This window comes from Pseudomonas sp. EA_105y_Pfl2_R69, assembly GCF_963970915.1.
In the GTDB taxonomy this organism is placed as follows: domain Bacteria; phylum Pseudomonadota; class Gammaproteobacteria; order Pseudomonadales; family Pseudomonadaceae; genus Aquipseudomonas.
In genome coordinates, this window is sequence record NZ_CAXAOO010000003.1 from 278224 (window position 1) to 298438 (window position 20215).

Genomic DNA, 20215 nt, shown 5'->3' on the forward strand with positions numbered 1-20215 from the left:
AAAAGCGACGAATGGCAAAAAAGCTGAGCGCAGCCTGGATGCCGATCTGGCCCTGGCCCTGTGCCTCAACGGCCGGGCGATGTTTCGCGGCGAGGACTCCGGCGAGCCGCCGCTGAAGGTCTTGCTGATGTCGGCAACCCTGGAAGGCGAGCGTTTGGCCGGCCTGCTCGACGATGCGCCGGTGCTGCGCAGCGAAGGGCGCATGTTCCCGGTGGAGATCCGCTGGGGGGCACCGTTCCAGCCCGGCGACTGGCTCGAGCCACGGGTGGTGCAGACGGTGCTGCAGGCCCTGGCCGACGAGCCGGGCAGCCTGCTGGTGTTTCTCCCCGGCCAGGCGGAGATTCGCCGGGTCGCCGAACAGTTGGCTGCGGCGCTGAATGGGCGCACGGATATTCTGCTCTGTCCGCTGCATGGCGAGCTGGAGCTGAGCGCCCAGCGCGCGGCCATCGAGCCGGCCCCCGCGGGACGGCGCAAGGTGGTGCTGGCGACCAATATCGCCGAAACCAGCCTGACCATCGACGGCGTGCGGGTGGTGATCGACGCCGGTCTGGCACGGGTGCCGCGTTTCGACCCGAACAGCGCCATGACCCGCCTGGATACCCAGCGCATTTCCCGCGCCTCGGCCACCCAGCGCGCCGGTCGGGCCGGCCGTCTGCAGCCGGGTGCCTGCTATCGGCTGTGGTCCCAGGCTCAGCACGAGCAGCTGGCGGCCTACGCCGCGGCGGAAATCCTCCAGGCCGACCTGGCCGGGCTGGCGCTGCAGCTGGTTCGCTGGGGCGTGCAGCCGGCCGAGCTGGTCTGGCTCGATCCACCGCCGGCGGCGGCCTATGCCCAGGCCATGGAGCTGCTGGCGCGCCTCGGCGCGGTGGATGCGCTGGGTGTGCTGACTGCTCACGGCCAGGCCATGGCCGAGCTGCCGACCCATCCGCGCATCGCCCATCTGCTGTTGCGCGGCCAGGAACTGGGGCTGGGGGCATTGGCCTGCGATTTGGCTGCGCTGCTTGGCGAGCGCGACATACTGCGCGGTGCGGGGGCCGATATGCACAGCCGCCTGGCCCTGCTGGCGGGTGAGTCGCGAGCCGCCCGCGGGTCGCAGCGGGGTGCCGCTCAGGGTGGGGTGCAACGCGCGCGGCAACTGGCCCGGCAGTTTCACGGCTACCTCAGGCACCGGCCCAGTAGCCATGCCGTCAGCGACCCCGAGCATTCGCGCTGGCTGGGCGCGCTGCTGGCGTTTGCCTACCCGGACCGGATCGCCCAGCAACGCCGCGAGGGCGGCGCGGAGTATCGCCTGGCCAATGGCCGCGCGGCGCTGTTTGCCGAGGCCGATGCGCTGATGAAGCACGCCTGGCTGGTGGTGGCCGACCTCGGCAGCCGTCAGGGCCAGCGCGAAGAACGCATCTATCTGGCCGCCGAACTCGATCCGCAGCTGTTCGACAGCGTGCTGGCCGAGCAGGTCGGCGACCTCGATGTGCTCGACTGGGACGAGCGCGAAGGCGTGCTGCGGGCCGAACGGCAGCGCCGGGTCGGCGAACTGGTGCTGGCCCGTGAGGCCCTTGCCGGGCTGGATGAACAACGGCGCAGCCAGGCCCTGCTCGGCCTGGTGCGGCGCAAGGGCCTGGCGCTGCTGCCCTGGACCCCGGAGCTGCGCCAGTGGCAGGCGCGGGTGGCACTGTTGCGCGGGCTCGACCTGGCAAGCAAGGGCCAGAGCGAATGGCCGGATGTCGGCGACGCGGCGTTGCTGGCTAGCCTGGAGCGCTGGTTGCAACCCTATCTGGGCCGGGTCACCCGTCTCAGCCATTTCGCCAGCCTGGATCTATCCGGGCTGCTGCACAATCTGCTGCCCTGGCCGTTGCCGCAGCGCCTGGACGAGCTGGCCCCGCGCAGCCTGCAGGTGCCCTCCGGTTCGCGCATCGGCCTGGATTACAGCGAGCAGCCACCGGTGCTGGCGGTGCGCCTGCAGGAGCTGTTCGGCCTGGCCGATACGCCGCGCATCGCCGGTGGTCGCCAGGTGGTCAAGTTGCACCTGCTGTCGCCGGCGCGCCGCCCGGTGCAGGTGACCCAGGACCTGGCCAACTTCTGGCGCAGCACCTACGCCGAGGTGAAGAAGGATTTGAAAGGGCGTTACCCCAAGCATTATTGGCCGGACGACCCGCTGATCGCCGAGCCGACGGCGCGGGCCAAACCGCGCAAGTAGAAGCGCGTGGCGATCAGGCTGCGTGTACAGGGCTTGTGTCAGGTGTGGTCGTGCAGGGCGTCTTGAGCGTGAGCGGCCTGGGTCGCGACCGTGTGACGAGGGCAGGTTGTATCGGCAACGCAGCACTGCACTAGGGCAGGTGCAGGTCCTCGCCGGCTGCCTGCAGCTCCTCGTAGGCGCGGTCCAGGGCGTCGCGCAAGGCTTCGGCCCCGGGCGTGTGGCGCGAGATGATCAGTTTCAGGGGGATGCGCTGCAACTGGATAAATGGCAGCTCGCCCATGCCCAGGCGTCTGCGCGCCTGCTCCACCGGGGTCTGGTAGTCGAGCAGATAATCCGCGCGGCGGCGCTGGAGCATTTCCAGGGCGGCGGTGTGGGTGCCGGTGCGATGCTGTTTGATGGCCAGGTGCGGGTCGTTGATCATTCGGTTGATCGGTTCCCAGTAAGTGTAGCCGGTGATCATGATCACCCCGTGGTTCTTCAGGTCATCGGGCAGGCGTGGCAGCAGGGTGTCCTTGCGAAAGTACAGATTGAGGGCGATTTCACCGACCACGGCGCGGGTTTCCAGGGTGTGCTCGAGCAACTCGGCCTTGCCGGGGGCACCCGGCCAGATATGCACGCTGCCGTCCTGCAGGCCGCTGTACAGCCGCGCGCTGGGGTAGGCGCGGGTGGCGACGGCATAACCGGCGTGCTCCAGCAGACGCTTGGTCAGGCGCAGGATGGCCCCGCTGGGGCGCCCCCGGCCGTCGCTGTAGGAATAGGGCGGAAATTCGTAATAGCCCACCTGCACCAGGGGTTGTGCGGTGCGGGCGGGCGCGTCGGCGTGGCTTGTCGCAGACCAGAACAGGGCGACAAGCATGAGGCAGAGCAATCTTGGCATCAAATAGGCACGTACTGCGGCGTTATGCCGTCTGTTCGTTTTTTTTTGGTTTAGTGCTGTCACGGCCAAGCATGGCTAAGGGCCGCTGACTTTGTCCAGTTGCATTGCGGCTACAGGTTAGTCCAATGCCGGCAGCAGCAGACGGGCCTGCAGCGGCAGGTGGTCGGAAATCTCCAGGGTGTCGTGCTGCCTGACCTGGGCGTCGAGCAGCGTCAGTTGCGGGCTGTGGAACAGGTAATCGAGGGTGCGGTCGGCCCGTGGTGCGCCTGGGCTGTTGGGCGCGTGGGTGTACCAGGCGGCCTGAGCGGGGCCGCTGGCCTGAGCCGTGCTGGGGATCATCGGGTAGCGAGCGGCCAGTTGCTGCAGTTCGCTGCGGGCGGCATACCAGCCGCGCTGTTCGGCGGGCAGGCGCTGGTACTGGCCGGGCGGCAGCAGGTTGAAGTCGCCGCCGAGTACCCAGGGCGTGCTCCGGCCTTGCAGCTGGTCGAGCAGGCGGCCGGTCATGGCCACCTGTTGCTGCATGGTGTCGTCGCCCTGGGCGAAGGCATCGAGGTGGGTGTTGATCGCCGCCAGCTCGCCGCCGCCACGCAGCGGCAGGTAGCTGACCAGAAGGGCGCGCTTGAGGTTGAACAGGCGGCTGATCGGGTTGCCGGGCATCTGTGGCAGTTGCAGGCGCTCGGCGTGCTCGATCTGGTAGCGGCTGAGGGTGGCGAGTTTCATGCCGACGCTGCCGAGAATCTTCGGGTGTGGGACGAACCCGGCTTTCCAGTAGAAGGCCTGGGTGCTGCAGGGGTAGAGGTCGCGCAGGCGCGTCTGGAGCAGGGCCAGCTGGTCCTGGTAGTCGCTGGCCCGGGCCCCGTCGTGCAGTTCTTGCAGCAGGACGATATCCGCCTGTTCGTCGCGCACCACCCGTACCACCTCATCCAGGGTAAAGGCCAGGTCGGCGCTGCTGGGACGCAGGTCCGGGCCGCTGCCGCCTTCCAGGTCGTACCAGAACACATGGTTCTTGCCGGCCAGGTACTGGATATTCCAGGTCATCACCTTCAGTGCCTGGCCCGGTTGCAGCAGTGGGGCCTGGCTCCGGCACTCGACGGCCGGGATCTCTCGCGGTGCGGGTCGCCAGGTCAGGACATAGACCAGCGCGGCGAGGATGCAGAGCAGGCTCAGCAGGCTGAACAGGGCAATGGGCAAGAGGCGAGAGAGGGGCATGGGCGGGTCGGGGCGCAGGGGCTTGGACTATGCTGAAGTCATCGAGCATACCCGAGATGCCCCCGGGTGCCGATGTTCTTCCAGTTGGCCCAGCTACTGCGGGAGGTAGGCATGAGCGAACCGATCATTGCCCAGCGTGGCCCCTATGAGGTGGCCGTGCAGGCCGGGCAGGATTATTTCTGGTGTCGCTGTGGCCGCAGCGCCGCCCAGCCGTTCTGCGATGGCAGCCACAAGGGCAGCGACATCACGCCCCTGCGTTATCGCGCCGAGGCGGACGGCAAGCTGTTCTTCTGCGGCTGCAAGCACAGCCAGACGCCACCCTGTTGCGATGGCAGCCATAAAAGGTTGTAGTAGCGGCTTTGCCGTCAGCCGCGCGTAAGGGACAGCCATGTATCGCAAGGTATTCGCCAACAAGGTATTCGACCGCAAGGTCGTGGTTATCACTGGCGGCTGTGCCGGCATCGGCCGCGCGCTGGCCGTGCGTCTGGCCCAGGCCGGTGCCCGCCTGGTGATCTTCGACCTGCAGCAGCAGGCCCTGGACAGCCTGGTGCAGCACCTGGCCGATCACCACAACGCCGAGGCCCTTGGCGTGCTGTGCGACGTCGCCGATGCCGCGGCGGTGGAGCGCGCCATGGCCCTGACCATTGAACGTTTCGGTGGCATCGATGTGCTGGTCAACAACGCCGGCATCACCCACCGCAGCAGCTTCGCCGATACCGAGCTGGCGGTGTTCCAGCGGATCATGGCGGTCAACTATTTCGGGGCCCTGCATTGCACCAAGGCGGCCCTGCCCAGCCTGATCGCCCGGGGCGGGCAGATCATCGTGCTCAGTTCGCTGTCCGGCTTCGCGCCGCTGCTCTACCGCAGCGCCTACAACGCCAGCAAGCATGCCCTGCACGGGCTGTTCGAAACCCTGCGTTATGAACTCAAAGGCTCGGGGGTCAACGTGATGCTGGTCTGCCCCGGTTTTACCGCCACCGACCTGCGCAAGAATGCCCTGGTGGGAGATGGCTCGGTGGCCGCGCAGCCGCCGCTGGCGATGGGCAAGGTGGCGTCGCCGCAGGATGTCGCCGAAGCCATCTACCACGGGGCCTTGAAGCGTCGGCGCTTGCTGGTGCTGTCCAATGTCGACTGGCGGGCGCGGGTGCTGGCGCGGTTCTTTCCGCGGCTGTTCGAGCGGGTGCTGCTGCCGCGGCTGTCCGGGTTGAAGCCGCGCCCAGGCGGCTAACAGGCCGTTGAAAAACTACCTACGTTGCCCCTCTTCTTGCAAGACAGGGGCGTTAAAAACAGGCCGGCTGCCTCGGCTCGGGCTTCCTGCTTCGCTCTACCTCCTGCATCCATGCAGTCGTCGCCTACATTTTTCAACGGCCTGTATAAACGGCGTTGTCAGTGTTCGTGGGGTTCGATATAGAGTTCGTAAACCATTTCCAGGTCCCAGAACGCCGCCTCGATCTTGTGCCCGTCCAGGTCGCGGACAAAACAGCCGTAATAGGGTTCGCCGTATTCGGCGCGGGGGCCTGGCGCGCCTTCGTCCGAGGCTCCGGCGTCCAGCGCGGCGCGGTAGAAATCATGCACGGCGGCCTTGTCCGCAGCGACAAAGCCAAAATGGCTGCCGTTGCCGATACTGGCCGGTTGGCCATTGATGGGCGTCTGCACCCAGAACTCCGGGTATTCGCGGCCGTAGGCGACGGCACCGGGGTGGCTGAGGATGCGTTTGCAGCCGAGGGGGGCCAGCACCTGATCGTAGAAGGCGATGGCCCGCTCGAAACTGTTGGTGCCGATGGACACATGGGACAGGATGCTGGGGTTGGCGTCAGCCATGAGCCGTCCTCCTTGAGGTGTAGCTGCCTTCACTCGATAGCGGGTTGGGTGCTGCGCAGCATAAATAATCGAAATAGCACGACGCTTGAGAATAGCTGCAGAAAGCGATTCATGCTGCTCAGCAGCAGATTGGCGAGGGGCTCGGCATCCAGCCCGGCACTCTCCTGCACCCAGGCTTCGAATAGCCACAGCGGCAGCATCACGCCGAGCACGCACAGCAGGATCGGCCAGAAGTAACCGCTGGTCATCTCGAAGCTCTCACGCAGGGCCTTGAGCGGGCCGAGGCCGCGCAGCACCAGCAGGTATTCGGCAAAGGCCAGCTTGATCATCAGCCACAGCCCCGGCAGCACGAACAGCGAGGCCCCCAGCAGAATCGCCAGGGTACTCATGGCGGCCAGCAGGGCAAAACTCGGCCACAGGCGCAGGCTGAACGCCAGCAGGTCGCGGCTGCGGGGCGTCTGGCCGTTACTGCGGGCATCGAGAAACAGGATCAGCGCGGCGGCATACAGCGGGTAGAACAGCAGGCCGGCGAGAATCCGCCAGGCCGCGGCCGATTCGCTATCGACCAGGCTGCTCACCTGCTGCAGGAACAGGCTCTCCAGCACGATCAGCGGCAGGCACAGACGGGCGATGGCCGGCAGGTTATGGCTGAAGAAGAACCAGGAGTCGCGGAGCACGTGGAGCGGATTCATCGAGGGACGGCGTCATGTCGAAGGGCAGGCCGCCACTTTAGCAGGCCGTTGAAAAACTACCTACGTTGGCCCTTTTCATTGAAAAGACAGGGCGTTAAAAACAGGCCGGGGCGCGGCGTCTCGTATGCGAGCCCAGTCCGCTTGATGCGCTTCGCTCACTCTGCGGGCCAGCCGTTGGCTGTTACTCCGCTTCGCTGCATAGCGCCTTGTCTTGCCTGCCTCGGCTCGGGCTTCCTGCTTCGCTCTACCTCCTGCATCCATGCAGTCGTCGCCTACGTTTTCAACGGCCTGCTCGCCGATTGGCGGGTACGGCTCCAACGCAGCGCTGTCTGCGCGATCGCCGGCTTGGCCTTTTGCGGCCGGGGCGCTGCGCCTTCTGGCATACTGCTCGGCGCTCAATGCATAGCCACGAGGATTGCCGGTGAAGAAGATCGCCGTATTCGCCGATGTACAGAACCTCTATTACACGGTGCGCCAGGCCTATGGCTGCCACTTCAACTATGCCGCGCTGTGGGCCGATATCAGCCAGCACGGGCAGATAGTCGAAGCCTATGCCTATGCCATCGACCGTGGCGATGCCAAGCAGCAGCAGTTCCAGCAGATCCTGCGCAACCTGGGTTTCACCGTGAAGCTCAAACCCTATATCCAGCGCAGCGACGGCTCGGCCAAGGGCGACTGGGACGTGGGCATCACCATCGACATCATGGACGCCGCGCCACGGGTCGATCAGGTTGTGCTGGCCTCTGGCGATGGCGACTTCGACCTGCTGCTGGAGAAGATCCGCCACAGCCACGGCGTCGAGGCGGTGGCCTACGGCGTACCGGGGCTGACCGCTCAATCGCTGGTGCGCGCCGCCAGCCGTTACGTGCCGATCGAAGGCAGCCTGTTGCTGAGAAACTGATAAATGCTTGCCGATTCCATTGCCGTACTCGACTTCGAAACCACCGGCCTGTCGCCGGCGCAACAGGCCCGCGCCACCGAGGTCGGCGTGGTCATCGTCGAGGGCGGGGAGATCGTCGCCCGCTACCAGAGCCTGATGAACAGCGGCACCTGGGTGCCGCCCTTTATCGAGCAGCTCACCGGCATCAGCAACGCCATGCTGCGCAGCGCCCCGCCGGCGGCCCAGGTGATGAACGAGGTGGCGGACTTCGTCGGCGAGCGGCCGTTGCTGGCGCACAACGCCAGTTTCGACCAGAAGTTCTGGGACGCCGAACTGGCGCTGATCCGCCGTCGCCGGGCGCAGCCGTTCGCCTGTTCGCTGTTGCTGGCGCGGCGTCTGCTGCCGCAGGCACCGAGTCACAAGCTCGGCACCCTCAATCGCTGGGCACAACTGCCGGCCACCGGCCAGGCCCACCGCGCGCTGGCCGATGCGGAAATGGCGGCCAACCTGACCTGCTTTATGGCTGCGCTATTGCGCGAGCGCCACGGCATCGCCGAGGTGTCCCATGCCTTGCTCTGCAGCCTGCAGAAGGTGCCTGCGGCGAAGATGGCGCAGGCGCTGCAACGCTTGCGTGAGCAGTAACGAGCTTGCTTTAAGTACGCTGGGCACTCGAAGCATGGCCCGACAGCAATACTTGAGTGGTCTAAATTACCCAGCATATGGTCTGGATGCCTTTTAGGCAGAGCCTGAGGTTGTGAGAAATGAAACTGGATGAGCTCATTCGGCTAGTTAGGGACAATGCCGATAAGGCACAGGCCACATTTTCCCAAGTGGAAACCTATGCGCAGATGGGCGTTGTTCTGGCTATCTACCTCGTTGCCTGGGTGCTGGCTAATCGCATCAGGAAATATGCCCCGTTTCTCGATATTAAGCAGGGCGAGGTCGTCGCTCACCCATTGCGCAGGTTTATTGGCAAGTTGGGCGGTCTGATTTTTCCTGTGCTCGCGATCTTGATGTTGCGAATCTCCGTCGAGGTAAGTGAGCGTGCATTCAGCCAGGGCTGGCTGGTGCAAACAGCGCTGACGGTCGCCTTGTTGCTGCTGTTTTATTCGGTGATTCGTGACTTCGTGCAGAACCAGGTGGCGGCTGGGTTGTTCAAGTGGCTGGGCATGCCGTTGTTGTTTCTACACCTGCTCGGCGTCTTGAATGGCTTGATCGCCATACTCGAGTCGATATCGGTAAGCGTCGGGAACATTGAAATATCCGCTTATGGTATCGCCCGCGTTGCCATTTTTGGTTCGCTGCTGTTCTGGCTCGGACGCATCAGCAGCAAAACCGGCCGATCATTTATCAGCCATCAGGAAAACCTCGATATACGCACCCGCGAAGTGGCCGCGAAACTGTTCGAGGTGGCGATATTCTTCCTGATCTCCCTGCTGATACTGCAGGTCATGGGCATTAACCTCACCACGCTGGCGGTTTTTGGCGGGGCGATTGGTGTTGGTGTTGGCTTGGGTTTGCAGGCTATCGCGTCCAACTTTATATCCGGGATTATTATTCTGCTGGACCGCTCTGTATCCATTGGCGATTACGTTGAGCTCGACGACGGCCGCACCGGCGTAGTGCGTGAGTTGAATATGCGCTCTACAACGCTGGAAACCTTCGATGGCAAAGATATTGTGGTGCCCAACGAAAAGTTCATCGCCGAAATATTTACCAACTGGACGCACAAGGATAAGAGCCAGCGTTACCGGGTTGATTTCTCGGTCGCCTATCACTCCGATATCAGGAAGCTGGTCGAAATCATCAAGGCTGTAGTGGCCAGTCATCCCCAGGTGTTTAGCGGCGATTCGGTGCCATTCGAGGAGCGCCCGGATTGTGAAATAGACAGCTTTGGCGATTCCGGCATCAACATGTTCGTCGAGTTCTGGATGGAAGGCATCGACGATGGCAAGAACCGTGTCGGCGGTGATCTTCTGCTGATGATCCTCGAAGCGCTGCAAGAACATGGCTATGAAATCCCCTTCCCGCAGCGCGAAGTGCGTGTGGTGAACAAGGACTTTTCAATCACTACCAAGCGCGGCGATTAAGCGCCAACGCTGCTGTCCTTTTTTGCCTTTCGAGCCGGCGGCAGTGCCTCGCTAGCTGGGGCCACCTGGGGCTTGGGCGGCGCAGCGGCTGAGTGGTCGGAACCTACAGCCAGAGGCTGCCCGAAGCGGAATAGAAGCGGTATAGCAGTCGCCGAACAACTGAAACGCGATGACGGGCCGCAGGCAAGGTAAACTGCGCGCATTCGCACATATGTGTCTCAGGCCCTGGTTACCCCCCATGACGTTCGCCTCCCTTGATCTGATCGAGCCGCTGTTGCGCCGTCTCGACGACCTCGACTACCGCACTCCGACGCCGATTCAGGCTCAGGCCATCCCCGCCGTGCTCAAGGGCCGCGACCTGATGGCCGCGGCGCAGACCGGTACCGGCAAGACCGCAGGCTTCGCCCTGCCGCTGTTGCAGCGGCTGATGATGGAAGGCCCGCAGGTTGCCAGCAACTCGGTGCGTGCCCTGGTGCTGGTGCCCACCCGCGAGCTGGCCGAGCAGGTGCTGCAGAGCTTTATCACCTATGGCCAGCACCTGCCGCTGCGCAGTTATGCGGTGTATGGCGGGGTCAGCATCAATCCGCAGATGATGAAGCTGCGCAAGGGCCTCGACGTGCTGGTGGCCACCCCGGGCCGCCTGCTCGACCTCTACCGGCAGAACGCGGTGAAGTTCAATCAGGTGCAAACCCTGGTGCTCGACGAGGCCGACCGCATGCTCGACCTGGGTTTCGCCAACGAGTTGGAGAGTGTGTTCCGCGCACTGCCGAAAAAGCGCCAGACCCTGCTGTTCTCCGCGACCTTCTCCGACGCCATCCGTGCCATGGCCGGCGAGATGCTCAATGATCCGCTGAGCATCTCGGTCACCCCGCGCAACGCCGCCGCCAAGTCGGTCAAGCAGTGGCTGATCCCGGTGGACAAGAAGCGCAAGAGCGAGCTGTTTCTGCATCTGTATCAAAGCAAGCGCTGGAGTCAGGCCCTGGTGTTCGTCAAGACCCGCAAGGGCGTCGACGAGCTGGAAGCCGAGCTGCAGCGCCATGGCATCAGCGCCGACTCGATCCACGGCGACAAGCCCCAGGCCACCCGCCAGCGCGCCCTGCAGCGCTTCAAGGATGGCGAGGTCAAGGTGCTGGTGGCCACCGATGTGGCGGCCCGCGGCCTGGATATCGACGACATGCCGCTGGTGGTCAACTTCGATCTGCCGATCGTCGCTGAAGACTATGTGCACCGCATCGGCCGCACCGGTCGTGCCGGCGCGGTGGGGCAGGCGGTATCGCTGGTCTGCGCCGATGAAGTGCAATTACTCTCGGCCATCGAAACTCTGACTCAGCAAGTGCTGCAGCGCGTCGACGAACCGGACTTTATTCCCGACCACCGCGTGCCGCAGACATTGCCTGGCGGCCAGGTGGTGAAAAAGCCGAAGAAGGCCAAGAAGCCGAAAGTGGTCGGCGGCGGCAAGGGTGGCAGCCTGGGACGCTGGATGGAGGCAGATGAGCCGGCCGCCCCGGCGGTAAAGGCCGTGCGTAAGGTGCCGAGCTTTGGCGGTAAACCGGGCAAGGGCGGTAGAAAGCCGTAGTCCGGACCTATAGATCCCGGTTGTTCTTTCAGATCAAGCAAAGCTCGCGGGCAAGCCCGCTCCTACACAGGCAACGCAGGCCCTGTAGGAGCGGGCTTGCCCGCGATGAGTATTGGCGGATCACCGGTATTATTCGGCCAGGCGCTCGGTGTTCTGCGCAATCCGCCAGAGCACGCCGCTGGGATCGAAGATCACGAAGTCGCGCATGCCCCAGGATTGATCCTGGGGCGGTACCAGGCGCACGTCGAAGCGCTCGCTGAGCTGCTCGTCCATCACCTTCCGCCACCAGGCGTCGACATCCTCCACCAGCAGGTGCATGACGAAGTTCTCCGCCTGCTCCTTGACGTAGAAGTTCTGCAGCAGAAAGGCGCAGTGCTCGCCGTGGCTGAAATAGGCCAGGTCATCGCCGACCCAGCCTGGCTTGAAGCCCAGCGCCTGATAGAACGCCTGGCTCAAGGCGAAATCGCGGGCCGGCACGAAGGTTTTCAGTTCAACGCTTTGCAACATCGGGTGATTCCTGCTTTAGGGTCTGTTGCCGTTTCGTCGCGAGCCGCGTTGCCGCGAAAAATCTCGCCAGGTTAGGCGGAGGACGCAGGTAATGGTTATTCCCTTGCCAAGTCCTCCAACACCGCATGGCGAGATTTTTCGCGCAACCTAGGCGGCCCCACCCGAAGGTCCGGGCCTGTTTTAGCGCGATGCTGCGTTTCTCGATGGCTCATTTAGCCAGCTAAACTTCGCATCTCGTGCCTTGTCTCGTGCCTTGTCTCGCGCCAAAACAGGCTCCGGCGTGGCCGCGAAGAAGCGGTAACAGACCCTAGAGTTGTCGAGCTGGCTGATAACGGTTGCGCCGGCCCTCTGCGGGGCCTGGCGAAGGGCAGAGATTAACGACTGGCCTGCATCGCTGCCAGCTGCTTCTTGTGGGTGGCGGCAGCGGTCATGTCGTAGATCACCACGCATATATGCTCGACGCTGCCCTGGCCGCCGGCGAGCGGTAGCAGGGTGACGTTCTGGTACATAAAGTCTTCCTGGCCGGTGATCGGCTGATAGTTCTTGAAATGCATCAGATAGGGGCGCTGTTCCCACAGGCTGAACGCCCGGATGCCCAGCTGCACCACGGTATCGACCTTGCGCCGTAGCCATGCTTCGTCGATTTCCGGGAACAGCTCGAACAGCGGTTTGCCCTGCACTTCATCCGGGCCCATGCCCGAGTGGTTTTCCATAAAGCTGTTCCACACCTCCACCCGGTACTGGCGGTCGAGGACGATCACCCCGACATCGATGCACTGCACGATATCGAGCAGCCAGTGCACTTCGCGCATATCTATCTGTGCCGGCATGGGCTTAGCTCATCAGGTAGTTGATCTTGTGGGTCAGGCGTTTGATCGAGTCTTCGGTGAACAGCAACAACAGGTCGAAGTGGATATTCTGCGCTTCCAGGCTGTAGCTGATTTCCACTGCCAGGGTCTTCTTCCAGCGCCGCTGGTTGATATGGATCAGTCGCTCGATGGAGGCATGCTGGCCCAGCAGCAGGGGATGACCCTGGGAGAAGCGCACGTCGATCTGCTCGGCGATCCCGGCCAGGCAGGCACCGATCAGGATGCTGGCCAGGTCGAGAAGCATTTCCGAAGTTTCGTTATCGTCCTTGGGCTGCCAGCCGAGCAGGCGCGCCATATCCGCGGTTTCCGAATCGTGGAACAGCAGCAACGCCTCGCCGGCGATGCCGTCGCCGATAAAGCCCTGGCACACCGCGCTCAGGCGCTCGCCGCGCATGGCGTCGGTGAGGGTCATATGCAGTTCGCTGACCTCGAAGATATTCACCTGGGGCAGCGGCAACTGCACGAACACCCCCAGCACCTTGGCCAGCAGCGCGGCGGCGCGGCCCATGGCGACGTTGCTGACCTCGCGCAGGGCATCGCGGAAATTCACCTGCAGCTCGCTTAGCACTGCGGCCTGGGTCATGACCTCGGGCGTGGCTTCGGGGTCGAACAGACCGAGTTCGAGCAAGGTGCTGCGCAGTATTCCGGGGTCGGCGGGCTTCTTGATAAAGGCCAGTGCGCCGAGGGCCTTGACCCGGCGCAGGGCTTCCTCCTGCACGTCGCCGGAAACCACCAGCACCTTGCAGGCCAGGCCTTCGGCGCGCAGCGCGGCGAGGGTTGCGTAGCCATCCAGCACCGGCATGGTCAGGTCCAGCAGCATCACCTGGCCCAGGCCCTGGCGTATCGCGGCCAGAGCTTCCTCGCCGTTGCCGGCCTGGCTGATGGTCACCGGCCATTCGGGCGGCAGGGCGCGGATCAACTGCTTGCGCGCCATATTCGAGTCGTCGCAGACCACTAGAGGGATCACTGCTGGGAATTACCTGTGCACGTGGGGGCATTTCCAACCAAGCATAGCCCTTGAGGTTTAGCCGTGGTGGCTTATTACACGGAGCGCTGCAGCCATTCGAGCACGCCCTGAGCGGCGCGCCGGCCGCTGGCAAAGCAGGCGGTCAGCAGGTAGCCGCCGGTTGGCGCTTCCCAATCGAGCATTTCCCCGGCGCAGAAGGTCCCGGGGAGCGCCTGGAGCATCAAATTGCCGTCCAGCTGCTCGAAAGGCACGCCGCCGGCCGTGCTGATGGCTTCATCCAGCGGCCGTGGGCGCACCAGTTCGATGGGCAGGGCCTTGATCGCGCCGGCCAGCTGCACCGGTTCGTTGAAGGCCGCAGCGCTGGCCAGCTCGCGCAGCAGGGCGGCCTTGACCCCGTCGATGCCGGCCTGGCGATGCAGGTGCTTGGCCATGGACTGCGAGCCGCGCGGTTTGCTCAGCGCGGCCTGCAGCTTGGCCAGCGGGGTCTGCGGCAGCAGGTCGAGGTGGACGGTGGCGCGGCCATGCTGGTTGATCGCCTCGCGGATATCTGCCGACAGGGCATAGACCAGGCTGCCCTCGATACCGCTGGCGGTCAGCACAAACTCGCCCAGCCGCGGCGCTGCGTTGGGCAGGTTAAGGCTCACATTCTTTAGCGGCGCACCGGCGAACTTGCCCTGCAGAAACGGGCTCCAGGCGCTGACATCGAAGCCGCAGTTGCTCGCCTGCAAGGGCGCGATTTGCACGCCACGCTCTTGCAACAGGCTGACCCAGGCTCCATCCGAACCCAGCCGCGCCCAGCTGCCGCCGCCCAGGGCCAGCAGGGTGGCGTCGGCCGCTACCCTGTGTTCGCCGGCGGGCGAGGCGATCCGCAGTGCACCGTCGTTATCCCAGCCCAGCCAGCTATGGCGGGTGTGGATCTGCACACCCAGCTCGCGCAGGCGCTTGAGCCAGGCGCGCAGCAGCGGCGCGGCTTTCATATCGCTGGGGAATACCCGGCCCGAAGTGCCGACAAAGGTGTCGATGCCCAGGTCGTGAATCCAGGCGCGCAGGGCGTCGGCATCGAAATCCTGCAGCAGCTCGGCCACCTCGCTCTGGCGCGCGCCATAGCGGGCGACAAAGGCCGGCTTGGCCTCGGAGTGGGTGATATTCATGCCGCCGACCCCGGCCAGGAGGAACTTGCGTCCCACCGAGGGCATGCCGTCATACAGTTCGACCCGCATGCCGCCCTGGGCCAATACCTCGGCCGCCATCAGCCCGGCGGGGCCTCCGCCGATAATGGCAACGCGTGGGGCGGGCTGTTGGGCGGTCGTGGTCATGGCGATATCGGCTGGGGAGTAAGGGCGTGCATTCTAACCGAGCGGGTCACGGCCTTGTTATTTGCCCGGGCTTCGGGCAGGGTCGGGAGGAGACTTTTCTGCCTGGAGCGCCTTATGTCTGACCTCTACCCCAGCATCGACCCCGACGGCCTGATCGAATACTCGGTGGTCTACACCGACCGCTCTCTCAACCATATGTCGCAGTCGTTTCAGGGCGTGATGAAGGATATCTCCAGCACCCTGAAACAGGTCTACAACGCCCATGCCGTGGCTATCGTGCCCGGTAGCGGCACCTATGGCATGGAAGCGGTGGCGCGTCAGCTGGCCACCGGGCAGAAGTGCCTGGTGATCCGTAATGGCTGGTTCAGCTACCGCTGGACGCAGATTTTCGAGATGGGCCAGATCCCCTCGGAATCGATAGTGCTCAAGGCCCGGCCGATTGCCGAGGGCAGTCAGGCGGCCTTTGCGCCGCCGCCCCTGGCCGAGGTACTGGCGACCATTGCCGCGGAACAGCCCCAGGTGGTGTTCGCCCCGCACGTGGAAACCTCCTCGGGGATGATCCTGCCGGATGGCTACCTACGCGCCGTGGCGGATGCCGTGCATGCCGTGGGCGGCCTGTTCGTCCTCGATTGCATCGCCTCCGGCACGCTCTGGGTGGATATGCAGGCCTGCGGAATCGACGTGCTGATCAGCGCCCCACAAAAAGGCTGGAGCGCCTCGCCCTGCTGCGCCCTGGTGATGCTCAGCAAAGCCGCCCAGGCCCGCGTCGAAGCTACCCAGAGCACCAGCTTTGCCTGCGACCTGAAGAAATGGCTGCAGATCATGCAGGCCTACGAACAGGGCGGCCACGCCTACCACGCCACCATGCCCAGCGATGCCCTGGCGCGTTTCCGTGACGCCATGTTCGAGGCCGAGACCATCGGCTTTGCCGCCGTGCGCAACCAGCAGCAGGAACTCGGTGATCGCGTGCGCGCACTGCTGGCCAGCAAGGGCTTTAACAGCGTCGCCGCCGAAGGCTTCGAAGCCCCCGGTGTGGTGGTCTGCTACACCACCGATGGGCAAATCAAGAACGGCAGCAAATTCGCCGCCCAGGGCCTGCAGATCGCCGCCGGCGTGCCGCTGCAGTGCGATGAGCCGGCGGACTTCCAGACCTTCCGCCTGGGCCTGTTCGGGCTGGATAAGCTGGGCAATATCGAGCGCACCGTGGCGACCCTGGAGCAGGCACTGGATAAGGTGTTGGCGGGGTAACGGGGTTGGGCCCCGGAGGGACTGATGGGCATTGCCCATCGAGTCGGCTGTTAAGGCCATGCCACCGTCAGTGGCCGTGAGCGCTGCAGGAGCGGCCGGGCGGTGTAACGCTCAGCCGCTAAATTTGCAGGGATCTCTCCACATGTGAGGTGGGTAGAACCTTTTTGCGCTGTCCCCTGGGGGCAACTATTTAGCCAGTTCACATTTCTGCAGATGCGCCTGGGCGGTTGCTTCCGGAACAACCTCCAGCTTTGCGCCGCCTACGAAAACGCCCATCTTGATCGATTGGCGCACGTAATGGTTCTGACCGGCGACGGCCAGCAGATTGAGGCTGTTGTCGCTGAACTCGGATTCGGTAGCCAGAACGTGGTTACCCGGGCTGATAAGGCGATAGAAGTAGGTTCGGTTGGCCGTCTCGCCTATCACTTCACCATCGATCTTGACCGTTTTCTTCAGGCCTTGGCCGGCAAAGCTGTCGCGGTAGATATAAAGCCCGGCTTTGTCAGCTGCAGGCGCGGCGAAGGTTTTCAGTGCGCTGTCTGCTTCGGGGGTCTCCATGGGAACGGAGGCGCAGCCCGCGAGAACGGCAAGGCCGAGTGCGCTGACAAACAGTTTGAAGCGATTTTGCATGGGAAGTCCTTTTCACTTTAGGTCTGGACGGTTTATGAGGCGCTGCCTAACGGCTATCGCGGGGCGATTATGGCACATTGATATCGCGTCTCGCGATGCTCGGCGTCATCCTACGCACTGGTTCGCATTTATTGCTCGGATGCGCTCGCGGACTGGTCCAGCGCCGTCAATATGGCGTGCGCGGCCTTGATCCTGGCCGCGTTGGGGTAGTTCTTGTTGGCCAGCATGACCAGACCCAGTTGCTGGCTGGGGGCAAACAGGGCGTAGGCACCGAAACCGCCGGTCGAGCCGGTTTTATTGAACAGGCTGTCGCCCGGCTCGAACTCGGGAGGCAGCAGGCGCGTGGCCGGTTGCGCTTGCAGGGCCATGGCCGGGGAATTGCCGGCCTGCAGGCGCTCCAGGCTGATCGGGTAGGGGTAGCGTTCCCAACCGAGGCCCTGGGTCATGTCGCCGACGCGGTAATAGCCGGTGTGGGTCATGGCGATGGCGCGCTGCAGCTCAATGTTCAGGCCGGCAGGATTCAGGTTGGCCTGGACAAAACGCAGCAGGTCCCTGGCGTTGGTTTTCACCCCGTAGGCTTCGGCGTCGAGCATCCCCGGGGTAACCCGCAGCGGCTGGTTGTCTTTGCTGTAGCCGTAGGCGTAGCGCGGCATCTGCGCCGCTGGCACCTGGATATAGCTATGTGTCATGTCGAGCGCGGGGAACAGCGTGCCCTCCATCAGCGTGGGGAACGGCTGGCCCATGCTGCGCGCGGTGAGATAGCCAAGCAGGCCGATGCTGGGGTTGGAATAGCGTCTATGGCTGCCGGCGCTGTATTCAGGCTGCCACTGACGGTAATAGGCGAGCATGCTGGCCGGATCGGTCACCTGGTCGGGGAACTGCAGCGGCAGCCCGCCGGCGGTGTAGGTGCCGAGGGCGAGCAGGCTGGCGTGCTCCAGTTGGCTGCCGCGCAGCTCGGGCCAATGCTGGCCGGCGCTGTCCATCAGGGTCAGCTTGCCGGTGGCCTGGGCCAGGGCGGCGAGGGTGGCGGTAAGCGGTTTGCTCAGCGAGCCGATTTCGAACAGGGTGTCGCTGGTCACGGGCTGCTGGTCGTCCAGGCGCGCCACACCATAGTTGAAATGCTGCGTCTGGCCGTTGTGGCTGATCGCCACGGCCATGCCGGGGATATCGTATTCCTCCATCACTGGGCGGACGCTTGCGTCCACCAGCGTCTGCAGCCTGTCTGCTGCCTGGGCGGCGGTGCAGGCAGTGAATGCGAGTGCGGTCAGCAGTGTTTTGAGTCTTCCGTGCATAGGGCGAAGTTCCTGGGTCGTGGTGATGGGCGATATGACCGCGCCCGGTGCTGGTTTTATCCCAACCCGCGCGCTTGCCAGACCTTGGCCGCGCTGTGATGCAGTATGCCGTGGCGTCTGGCCAGGGCGTGGCGGTCCTTGTCATAGCCGCCGCCGATCAGCCCGACCACCGGGATGTCGCGGCCCAGGCAGTGGTTGAGTACGGCTTGGTCACGGGCGGCGATGCCATCATCCGTGAGGTTGAGGTAGCCGAGGGCGTCGTCCCGATGGACGTCGACGCCGGCGTCGTAGAGCACGATATCGGGCTGATACAGTGGCAGCAGGTAGTTGAGGCTGTCGTCCACCACCTTGAGGTAGTCGGCATCGCCCATGCCCCTGGGCAGAGGGATATCCCAGTCGCTGAGCGCCTTGCGCGCCGGGTAATTGTTCTCGCAGTGCAGGGATACGGTGATCGCCTCCGCGGTGTTTTCCAGCAGGCGTGCGCTGCCGTCGCCCTGGTGCACGTCGCAGTCGAAGATCAGCACGCGCTGGGCCTTGCCGCTGGCCAGCAGGTACTGGCTGATCACCGCCAGGTCGTTGAAGATGCAGAAGCCAGCCGGGTGATCGTAATGGGCATGGTGAGTGCCGCCGGCCAGATGGCAGGCCAGGCCATGCTGCAGGGCCTGTTCGGCCGCCAGCAGCGAGCCGCCCACGGCGCGAATGGTGCGCTGCGCCAGGGCGGCACTCCAGGGCAGGCCGAGACGGCGCTGCTCTTCATAAGCCAGTTCGCCGCTGGCGAAACGCTGGATATAGGCCGGGCAATGGGCCAGGGCCAGCACCTCGGTTGGGCATGGCTCGGGGCGCAACAGCTCGGCATCGGTGCTCAGGCCGCTGGCGACGATGTGGTCACGCAGCAGGCGAAACTTCTCCATGGGGAAGCGGTGGCTGGCCGGGAAGGGCGGGCTGTAATCGTCGTGGTAGACCAGCGGCAGGCGCATGGTGGCGGGCTCGAACGGAGGTGGCCGAAGTATGGCGGCAGGCTTGGCCGACACTCAAGCCCAGCGGTCTATTGGCTAGAATGCTGCCATTATTGTCCGCATCCATCTTTCAGTCGGGCCGACAAGCGCCGGCAAAGTCTTTACCATCTCGCCCCTAGTCAGATGCGTTAACCGGAGAGCATGCATGAGTCAGGTGTTGAATGAGTTGGTCGCCCTGCTGACCCTGGAAACCATCGAGGAAAATCTGTTTCGCGGGGTCAGCCAGGACCTCGGCTTTCGCCAGCTGTTCGGCGGCCAGGTGCTCGGCCAGTGCGTCTCGGCGGCCAGCCAGACGGTCGACGCGGCGCGCCATGTGCATTCCATGCACGGCTACTTTCTACGCCCCGGCGATGCCACGCTGCCGGTGGTCTATCAGGTGGACCGGGTGCGCGATGGCGGCAGCTTCAGCACCCGCAGGGTGACGGCAATCCAGAAGGGCAAGCCGATCTTTACCTGCAGCGCGTCGTTCCAGTTCGATGAAGAGGGCTTTTATCACCAGAACCTGATGCCGGAAGTGCCGGGGCCCGAAGAGCTGAAGTCGGAAACCGAACTGGCGCGCATGGTCGAGGTGATGATTCCCGAGCGTATGCGCGAGCGCGCCACCAGCGACAAACCCATTGAGATTCGCCCGGTGACGCGGATCAACCCCTTCGCCCCCGAGCCCTGCGAGCCGATCAAGCATGTCTGGTTCCGCGCCGCCGGCGAGCTGCCGGACGAGCCGCAGCTGCACAAGCTGCTGCTGGCCTATGCCAGCGACTTCAACCTGCTGACCACCTCGATGCAGCCCCACGGCGTGTCGGTGTTCCAGAAATTTATGCAGGTGGCCAGTCTCGACCACTCGCTGTGGTTCCACGCCGACCTGCGTATGGACGACTGGCTGCTGTACAGCATGGACAGCCCCTGGGCCGGCAATGCCCGGGGTTTCTCCCGCGGCAGCATCTTCAACCGCCAGGGCCAGCTGGTCGCCTCGGTCGCACAAGAGGGGCTGACCCGCGTGCGTGAGGATTGGAAGTGAGTCTGAGCAGTGCGAA

19 protein-coding genes and 1 pseudogene are annotated in these 20215 nt (G+C 64.2%); 9 read left to right on the plus strand and 11 right to left on the minus strand.

Annotation, left to right across the window (positions count from 1 at the left end):
- Positions 1-25: 25 nt before the first annotated feature.
- A pseudogene (gene hrpB / locus AACY13_RS10635) lies at positions 26-2194 on the plus strand (ATP-dependent helicase HrpB); the annotation flags it as partial.
- A gap of 130 nt (positions 2195-2324) precedes the next feature.
- Here hrpB and AACY13_RS10640 read toward each other — a convergent pair.
- Together AACY13_RS10640 and AACY13_RS10645 are read right to left on the minus strand one after the other, a co-directional pair.
- Complete coding sequence (locus AACY13_RS10640; RefSeq protein ID WP_445262564.1) at positions 2325-3071, minus strand: substrate-binding periplasmic protein; 747 nt, start codon at positions 3069-3071, stop codon at positions 2325-2327.
- A gap of 117 nt (positions 3072-3188) precedes the next feature.
- On the minus strand, positions 3189-4280 hold the full coding sequence (locus AACY13_RS10645; RefSeq protein WP_339461339.1) for an endonuclease/exonuclease/phosphatase family protein: 1092 nt from the start codon (positions 4278-4280) through the stop codon (positions 3189-3191).
- Positions 4281-4391: 111 nt separating this feature from the next.
- On the opposite strand from AACY13_RS10645, the gene AACY13_RS10650 reads away from it, so the two are divergent.
- Entirely contained in the window at positions 4392-4631 is a 240-nt protein-coding gene (locus tag AACY13_RS10650) for a CDGSH iron-sulfur domain-containing protein (protein ID WP_339461341.1), read from the plus strand.
- 37 nt (positions 4632-4668) lie between these two features.
- A complete protein-coding gene (locus AACY13_RS10655) occupies positions 4669-5508 on the plus strand; it encodes an SDR family oxidoreductase (protein WP_339461343.1) in 840 nt (279 codons plus the stop codon).
- Positions 5509-5666: 158 nt separating this feature from the next.
- On the opposite strand, the gene AACY13_RS10660 is transcribed toward AACY13_RS10655, so the two are convergent.
- Together AACY13_RS10660 and AACY13_RS10665 are read right to left on the minus strand one after the other, a co-directional pair.
- A complete protein-coding gene (locus AACY13_RS10660; RefSeq protein WP_339461345.1) occupies positions 5667-6101 on the minus strand; it encodes a VOC family protein in 435 nt (144 codons plus the stop codon).
- A gap of 29 nt (positions 6102-6130) precedes the next feature.
- Entirely contained in the window at positions 6131-6793 is a 663-nt protein-coding gene (locus tag AACY13_RS10665; protein WP_339461347.1) for a YciC family protein, read from the minus strand.
- A gap of 421 nt (positions 6794-7214) precedes the next feature.
- On the opposite strand from AACY13_RS10665, the gene AACY13_RS10670 reads away from it, so the two are divergent.
- The 4 genes from AACY13_RS10670 to AACY13_RS10685 all read left to right on the plus strand — a co-directional run bounded on the left by AACY13_RS10670 (position 7215) and on the right by AACY13_RS10685 (position 11339).
- Positions 7215-7694, plus strand: a complete 480-nt coding sequence (locus AACY13_RS10670; RefSeq protein ID WP_339461349.1) for an NYN domain-containing protein — start codon at positions 7215-7217, stop codon at positions 7692-7694.
- Between the two features lie 3 nt (positions 7695-7697).
- Positions 7698-8315, plus strand: coding sequence for a 3'-5' exonuclease (locus AACY13_RS10675; protein ID WP_339461350.1), 618 nt, complete (start codon positions 7698-7700; stop codon positions 8313-8315).
- Between the two features lie 119 nt (positions 8316-8434).
- Positions 8435-9763: a mechanosensitive ion channel family protein gene (locus tag AACY13_RS10680; RefSeq protein ID WP_339461352.1), complete on the plus strand. Its 1329-nt coding sequence runs from the start codon at positions 8435-8437 to the stop codon at positions 9761-9763.
- A 238-nt stretch (positions 9764-10001) separates the two neighbouring features.
- Positions 10002-11339, plus strand: coding sequence for a DEAD/DEAH box helicase (locus AACY13_RS10685; protein ID WP_339461353.1), 1338 nt, complete (start codon positions 10002-10004; stop codon positions 11337-11339).
- 129 nt (positions 11340-11468) lie between these two features.
- On the opposite strand, the gene AACY13_RS10690 is transcribed toward AACY13_RS10685, so the two are convergent.
- The 4 genes from AACY13_RS10690 to AACY13_RS10705 form a co-directional block, all read right to left on the minus strand.
- Positions 11469-11846, minus strand: a complete 378-nt coding sequence (locus AACY13_RS10690; RefSeq protein WP_339461355.1) for a VOC family protein — start codon at positions 11844-11846, stop codon at positions 11469-11471.
- Between the two features lie 374 nt (positions 11847-12220).
- Positions 12221-12676 (minus strand): PAS domain-containing protein, encoded by a 456-nt coding sequence (locus AACY13_RS10695; RefSeq protein ID WP_339461357.1) that lies wholly within the window; start codon positions 12674-12676, stop codon positions 12221-12223.
- A 4-nt stretch (positions 12677-12680) separates the two neighbouring features.
- Complete coding sequence (locus AACY13_RS10700; protein ID WP_339461359.1) at positions 12681-13682, minus strand: response regulator; 1002 nt, start codon at positions 13680-13682, stop codon at positions 12681-12683.
- 74 nt (positions 13683-13756) lie between these two features.
- A complete protein-coding gene (locus AACY13_RS10705) occupies positions 13757-14998 on the minus strand; it encodes a TIGR03862 family flavoprotein (RefSeq protein WP_339461361.1) in 1242 nt (413 codons plus the stop codon).
- Between the two features lie 114 nt (positions 14999-15112).
- On the opposite strand from AACY13_RS10705, the gene AACY13_RS10710 reads away from it, so the two are divergent.
- Positions 15113-16246: an aminotransferase class V-fold PLP-dependent enzyme gene (locus AACY13_RS10710; RefSeq protein WP_339461363.1), complete on the plus strand. Its 1134-nt coding sequence runs from the start codon at positions 15113-15115 to the stop codon at positions 16244-16246.
- Positions 16247-16432: 186 nt separating this feature from the next.
- Here the strand turns inward: AACY13_RS10710 and AACY13_RS10715 are convergent, their stop codons facing one another.
- The 3 genes from AACY13_RS10715 to AACY13_RS10725 all read right to left on the minus strand — a co-directional run bounded on the left by AACY13_RS10715 (position 16433) and on the right by AACY13_RS10725 (position 19145).
- On the minus strand, positions 16433-16876 hold the full coding sequence (locus AACY13_RS10715) for a DUF2846 domain-containing protein (protein WP_339461364.1): 444 nt from the start codon (positions 16874-16876) through the stop codon (positions 16433-16435).
- Between the two features lie 128 nt (positions 16877-17004).
- Positions 17005-18168 carry a class C beta-lactamase gene (gene ampC, locus AACY13_RS10720; RefSeq protein ID WP_339461366.1) on the minus strand — a complete coding sequence of 388 codons (1164 nt, stop codon included), beginning with the start codon at positions 18166-18168 and terminating at the stop codon, positions 17005-17007.
- A gap of 56 nt (positions 18169-18224) precedes the next feature.
- Positions 18225-19145, minus strand: a complete 921-nt coding sequence (locus tag AACY13_RS10725) for a histone deacetylase family protein (RefSeq protein WP_339461367.1) — start codon at positions 19143-19145, stop codon at positions 18225-18227.
- Positions 19146-19329: 184 nt separating this feature from the next.
- Between AACY13_RS10725 and tesB the strand changes: the two genes are divergently transcribed.
- A complete protein-coding gene (tesB, locus tag AACY13_RS10730) occupies positions 19330-20199 on the plus strand; it encodes an acyl-CoA thioesterase II (protein WP_339461368.1) in 870 nt (289 codons plus the stop codon).
- Positions 20200-20215 lie beyond the last annotated feature (16 nt).

Coding starts and splice junctions, on each gene's coding strand:
- AACY13_RS10640 (WP_445262564.1), bottom strand. CDS start 3,071: ATGCCAAGATTGCTCTGCCTCATGCTTGTCGCCCTGTTCTGGTCTGCG.
- AACY13_RS10645 (WP_339461339.1), bottom strand. CDS start 4,280: ATGCCCCTCTCTCGCCTCTTGCCCATTGCCCTGTTCAGCCTGCTGAGC.
- AACY13_RS10650 (WP_339461341.1), top strand. CDS start 4,392: ATGAGCGAACCGATCATTGCCCAGCGTGGCCCCTATGAGGTGGCCGTG.
- AACY13_RS10655 (WP_339461343.1), top strand. CDS start 4,669: ATGTATCGCAAGGTATTCGCCAACAAGGTATTCGACCGCAAGGTCGTG.
- AACY13_RS10660 (WP_339461345.1), bottom strand. CDS start 6,101: ATGGCTGACGCCAACCCCAGCATCCTGTCCCATGTGTCCATCGGCACC.
- AACY13_RS10665 (WP_339461347.1), bottom strand. CDS start 6,793: ATGAATCCGCTCCACGTGCTCCGCGACTCCTGGTTCTTCTTCAGCCAT.
- AACY13_RS10675 (WP_339461350.1), top strand. CDS start 7,698: ATGCTTGCCGATTCCATTGCCGTACTCGACTTCGAAACCACCGGCCTG.
- AACY13_RS10680 (WP_339461352.1), top strand. CDS start 8,435: ATGAAACTGGATGAGCTCATTCGGCTAGTTAGGGACAATGCCGATAAG.
- AACY13_RS10685 (WP_339461353.1), top strand. CDS start 10,002: ATGACGTTCGCCTCCCTTGATCTGATCGAGCCGCTGTTGCGCCGTCTC.
- AACY13_RS10690 (WP_339461355.1), bottom strand. CDS start 11,846: ATGTTGCAAAGCGTTGAACTGAAAACCTTCGTGCCGGCCCGCGATTTC.
- AACY13_RS10695 (WP_339461357.1), bottom strand. CDS start 12,676: ATGCCGGCACAGATAGATATGCGCGAAGTGCACTGGCTGCTCGATATC.
- AACY13_RS10705 (WP_339461361.1), bottom strand. CDS start 14,998: ATGACCACGACCGCCCAACAGCCCGCCCCACGCGTTGCCATTATCGGC.
- AACY13_RS10710 (WP_339461363.1), top strand. CDS start 15,113: ATGTCTGACCTCTACCCCAGCATCGACCCCGACGGCCTGATCGAATAC.
- AACY13_RS10715 (WP_339461364.1), bottom strand. CDS start 16,876: ATGCAAAATCGCTTCAAACTGTTTGTCAGCGCACTCGGCCTTGCCGTT.
- ampC (WP_339461366.1), bottom strand. CDS start 18,168: ATGCACGGAAGACTCAAAACACTGCTGACCGCACTCGCATTCACTGCC.
- AACY13_RS10725 (WP_339461367.1), bottom strand. CDS start 19,145: ATGCGCCTGCCGCTGGTCTACCACGACGATTACAGCCCGCCCTTCCCG.
- tesB (WP_339461368.1), top strand. CDS start 19,330: ATGAGTCAGGTGTTGAATGAGTTGGTCGCCCTGCTGACCCTGGAAACC.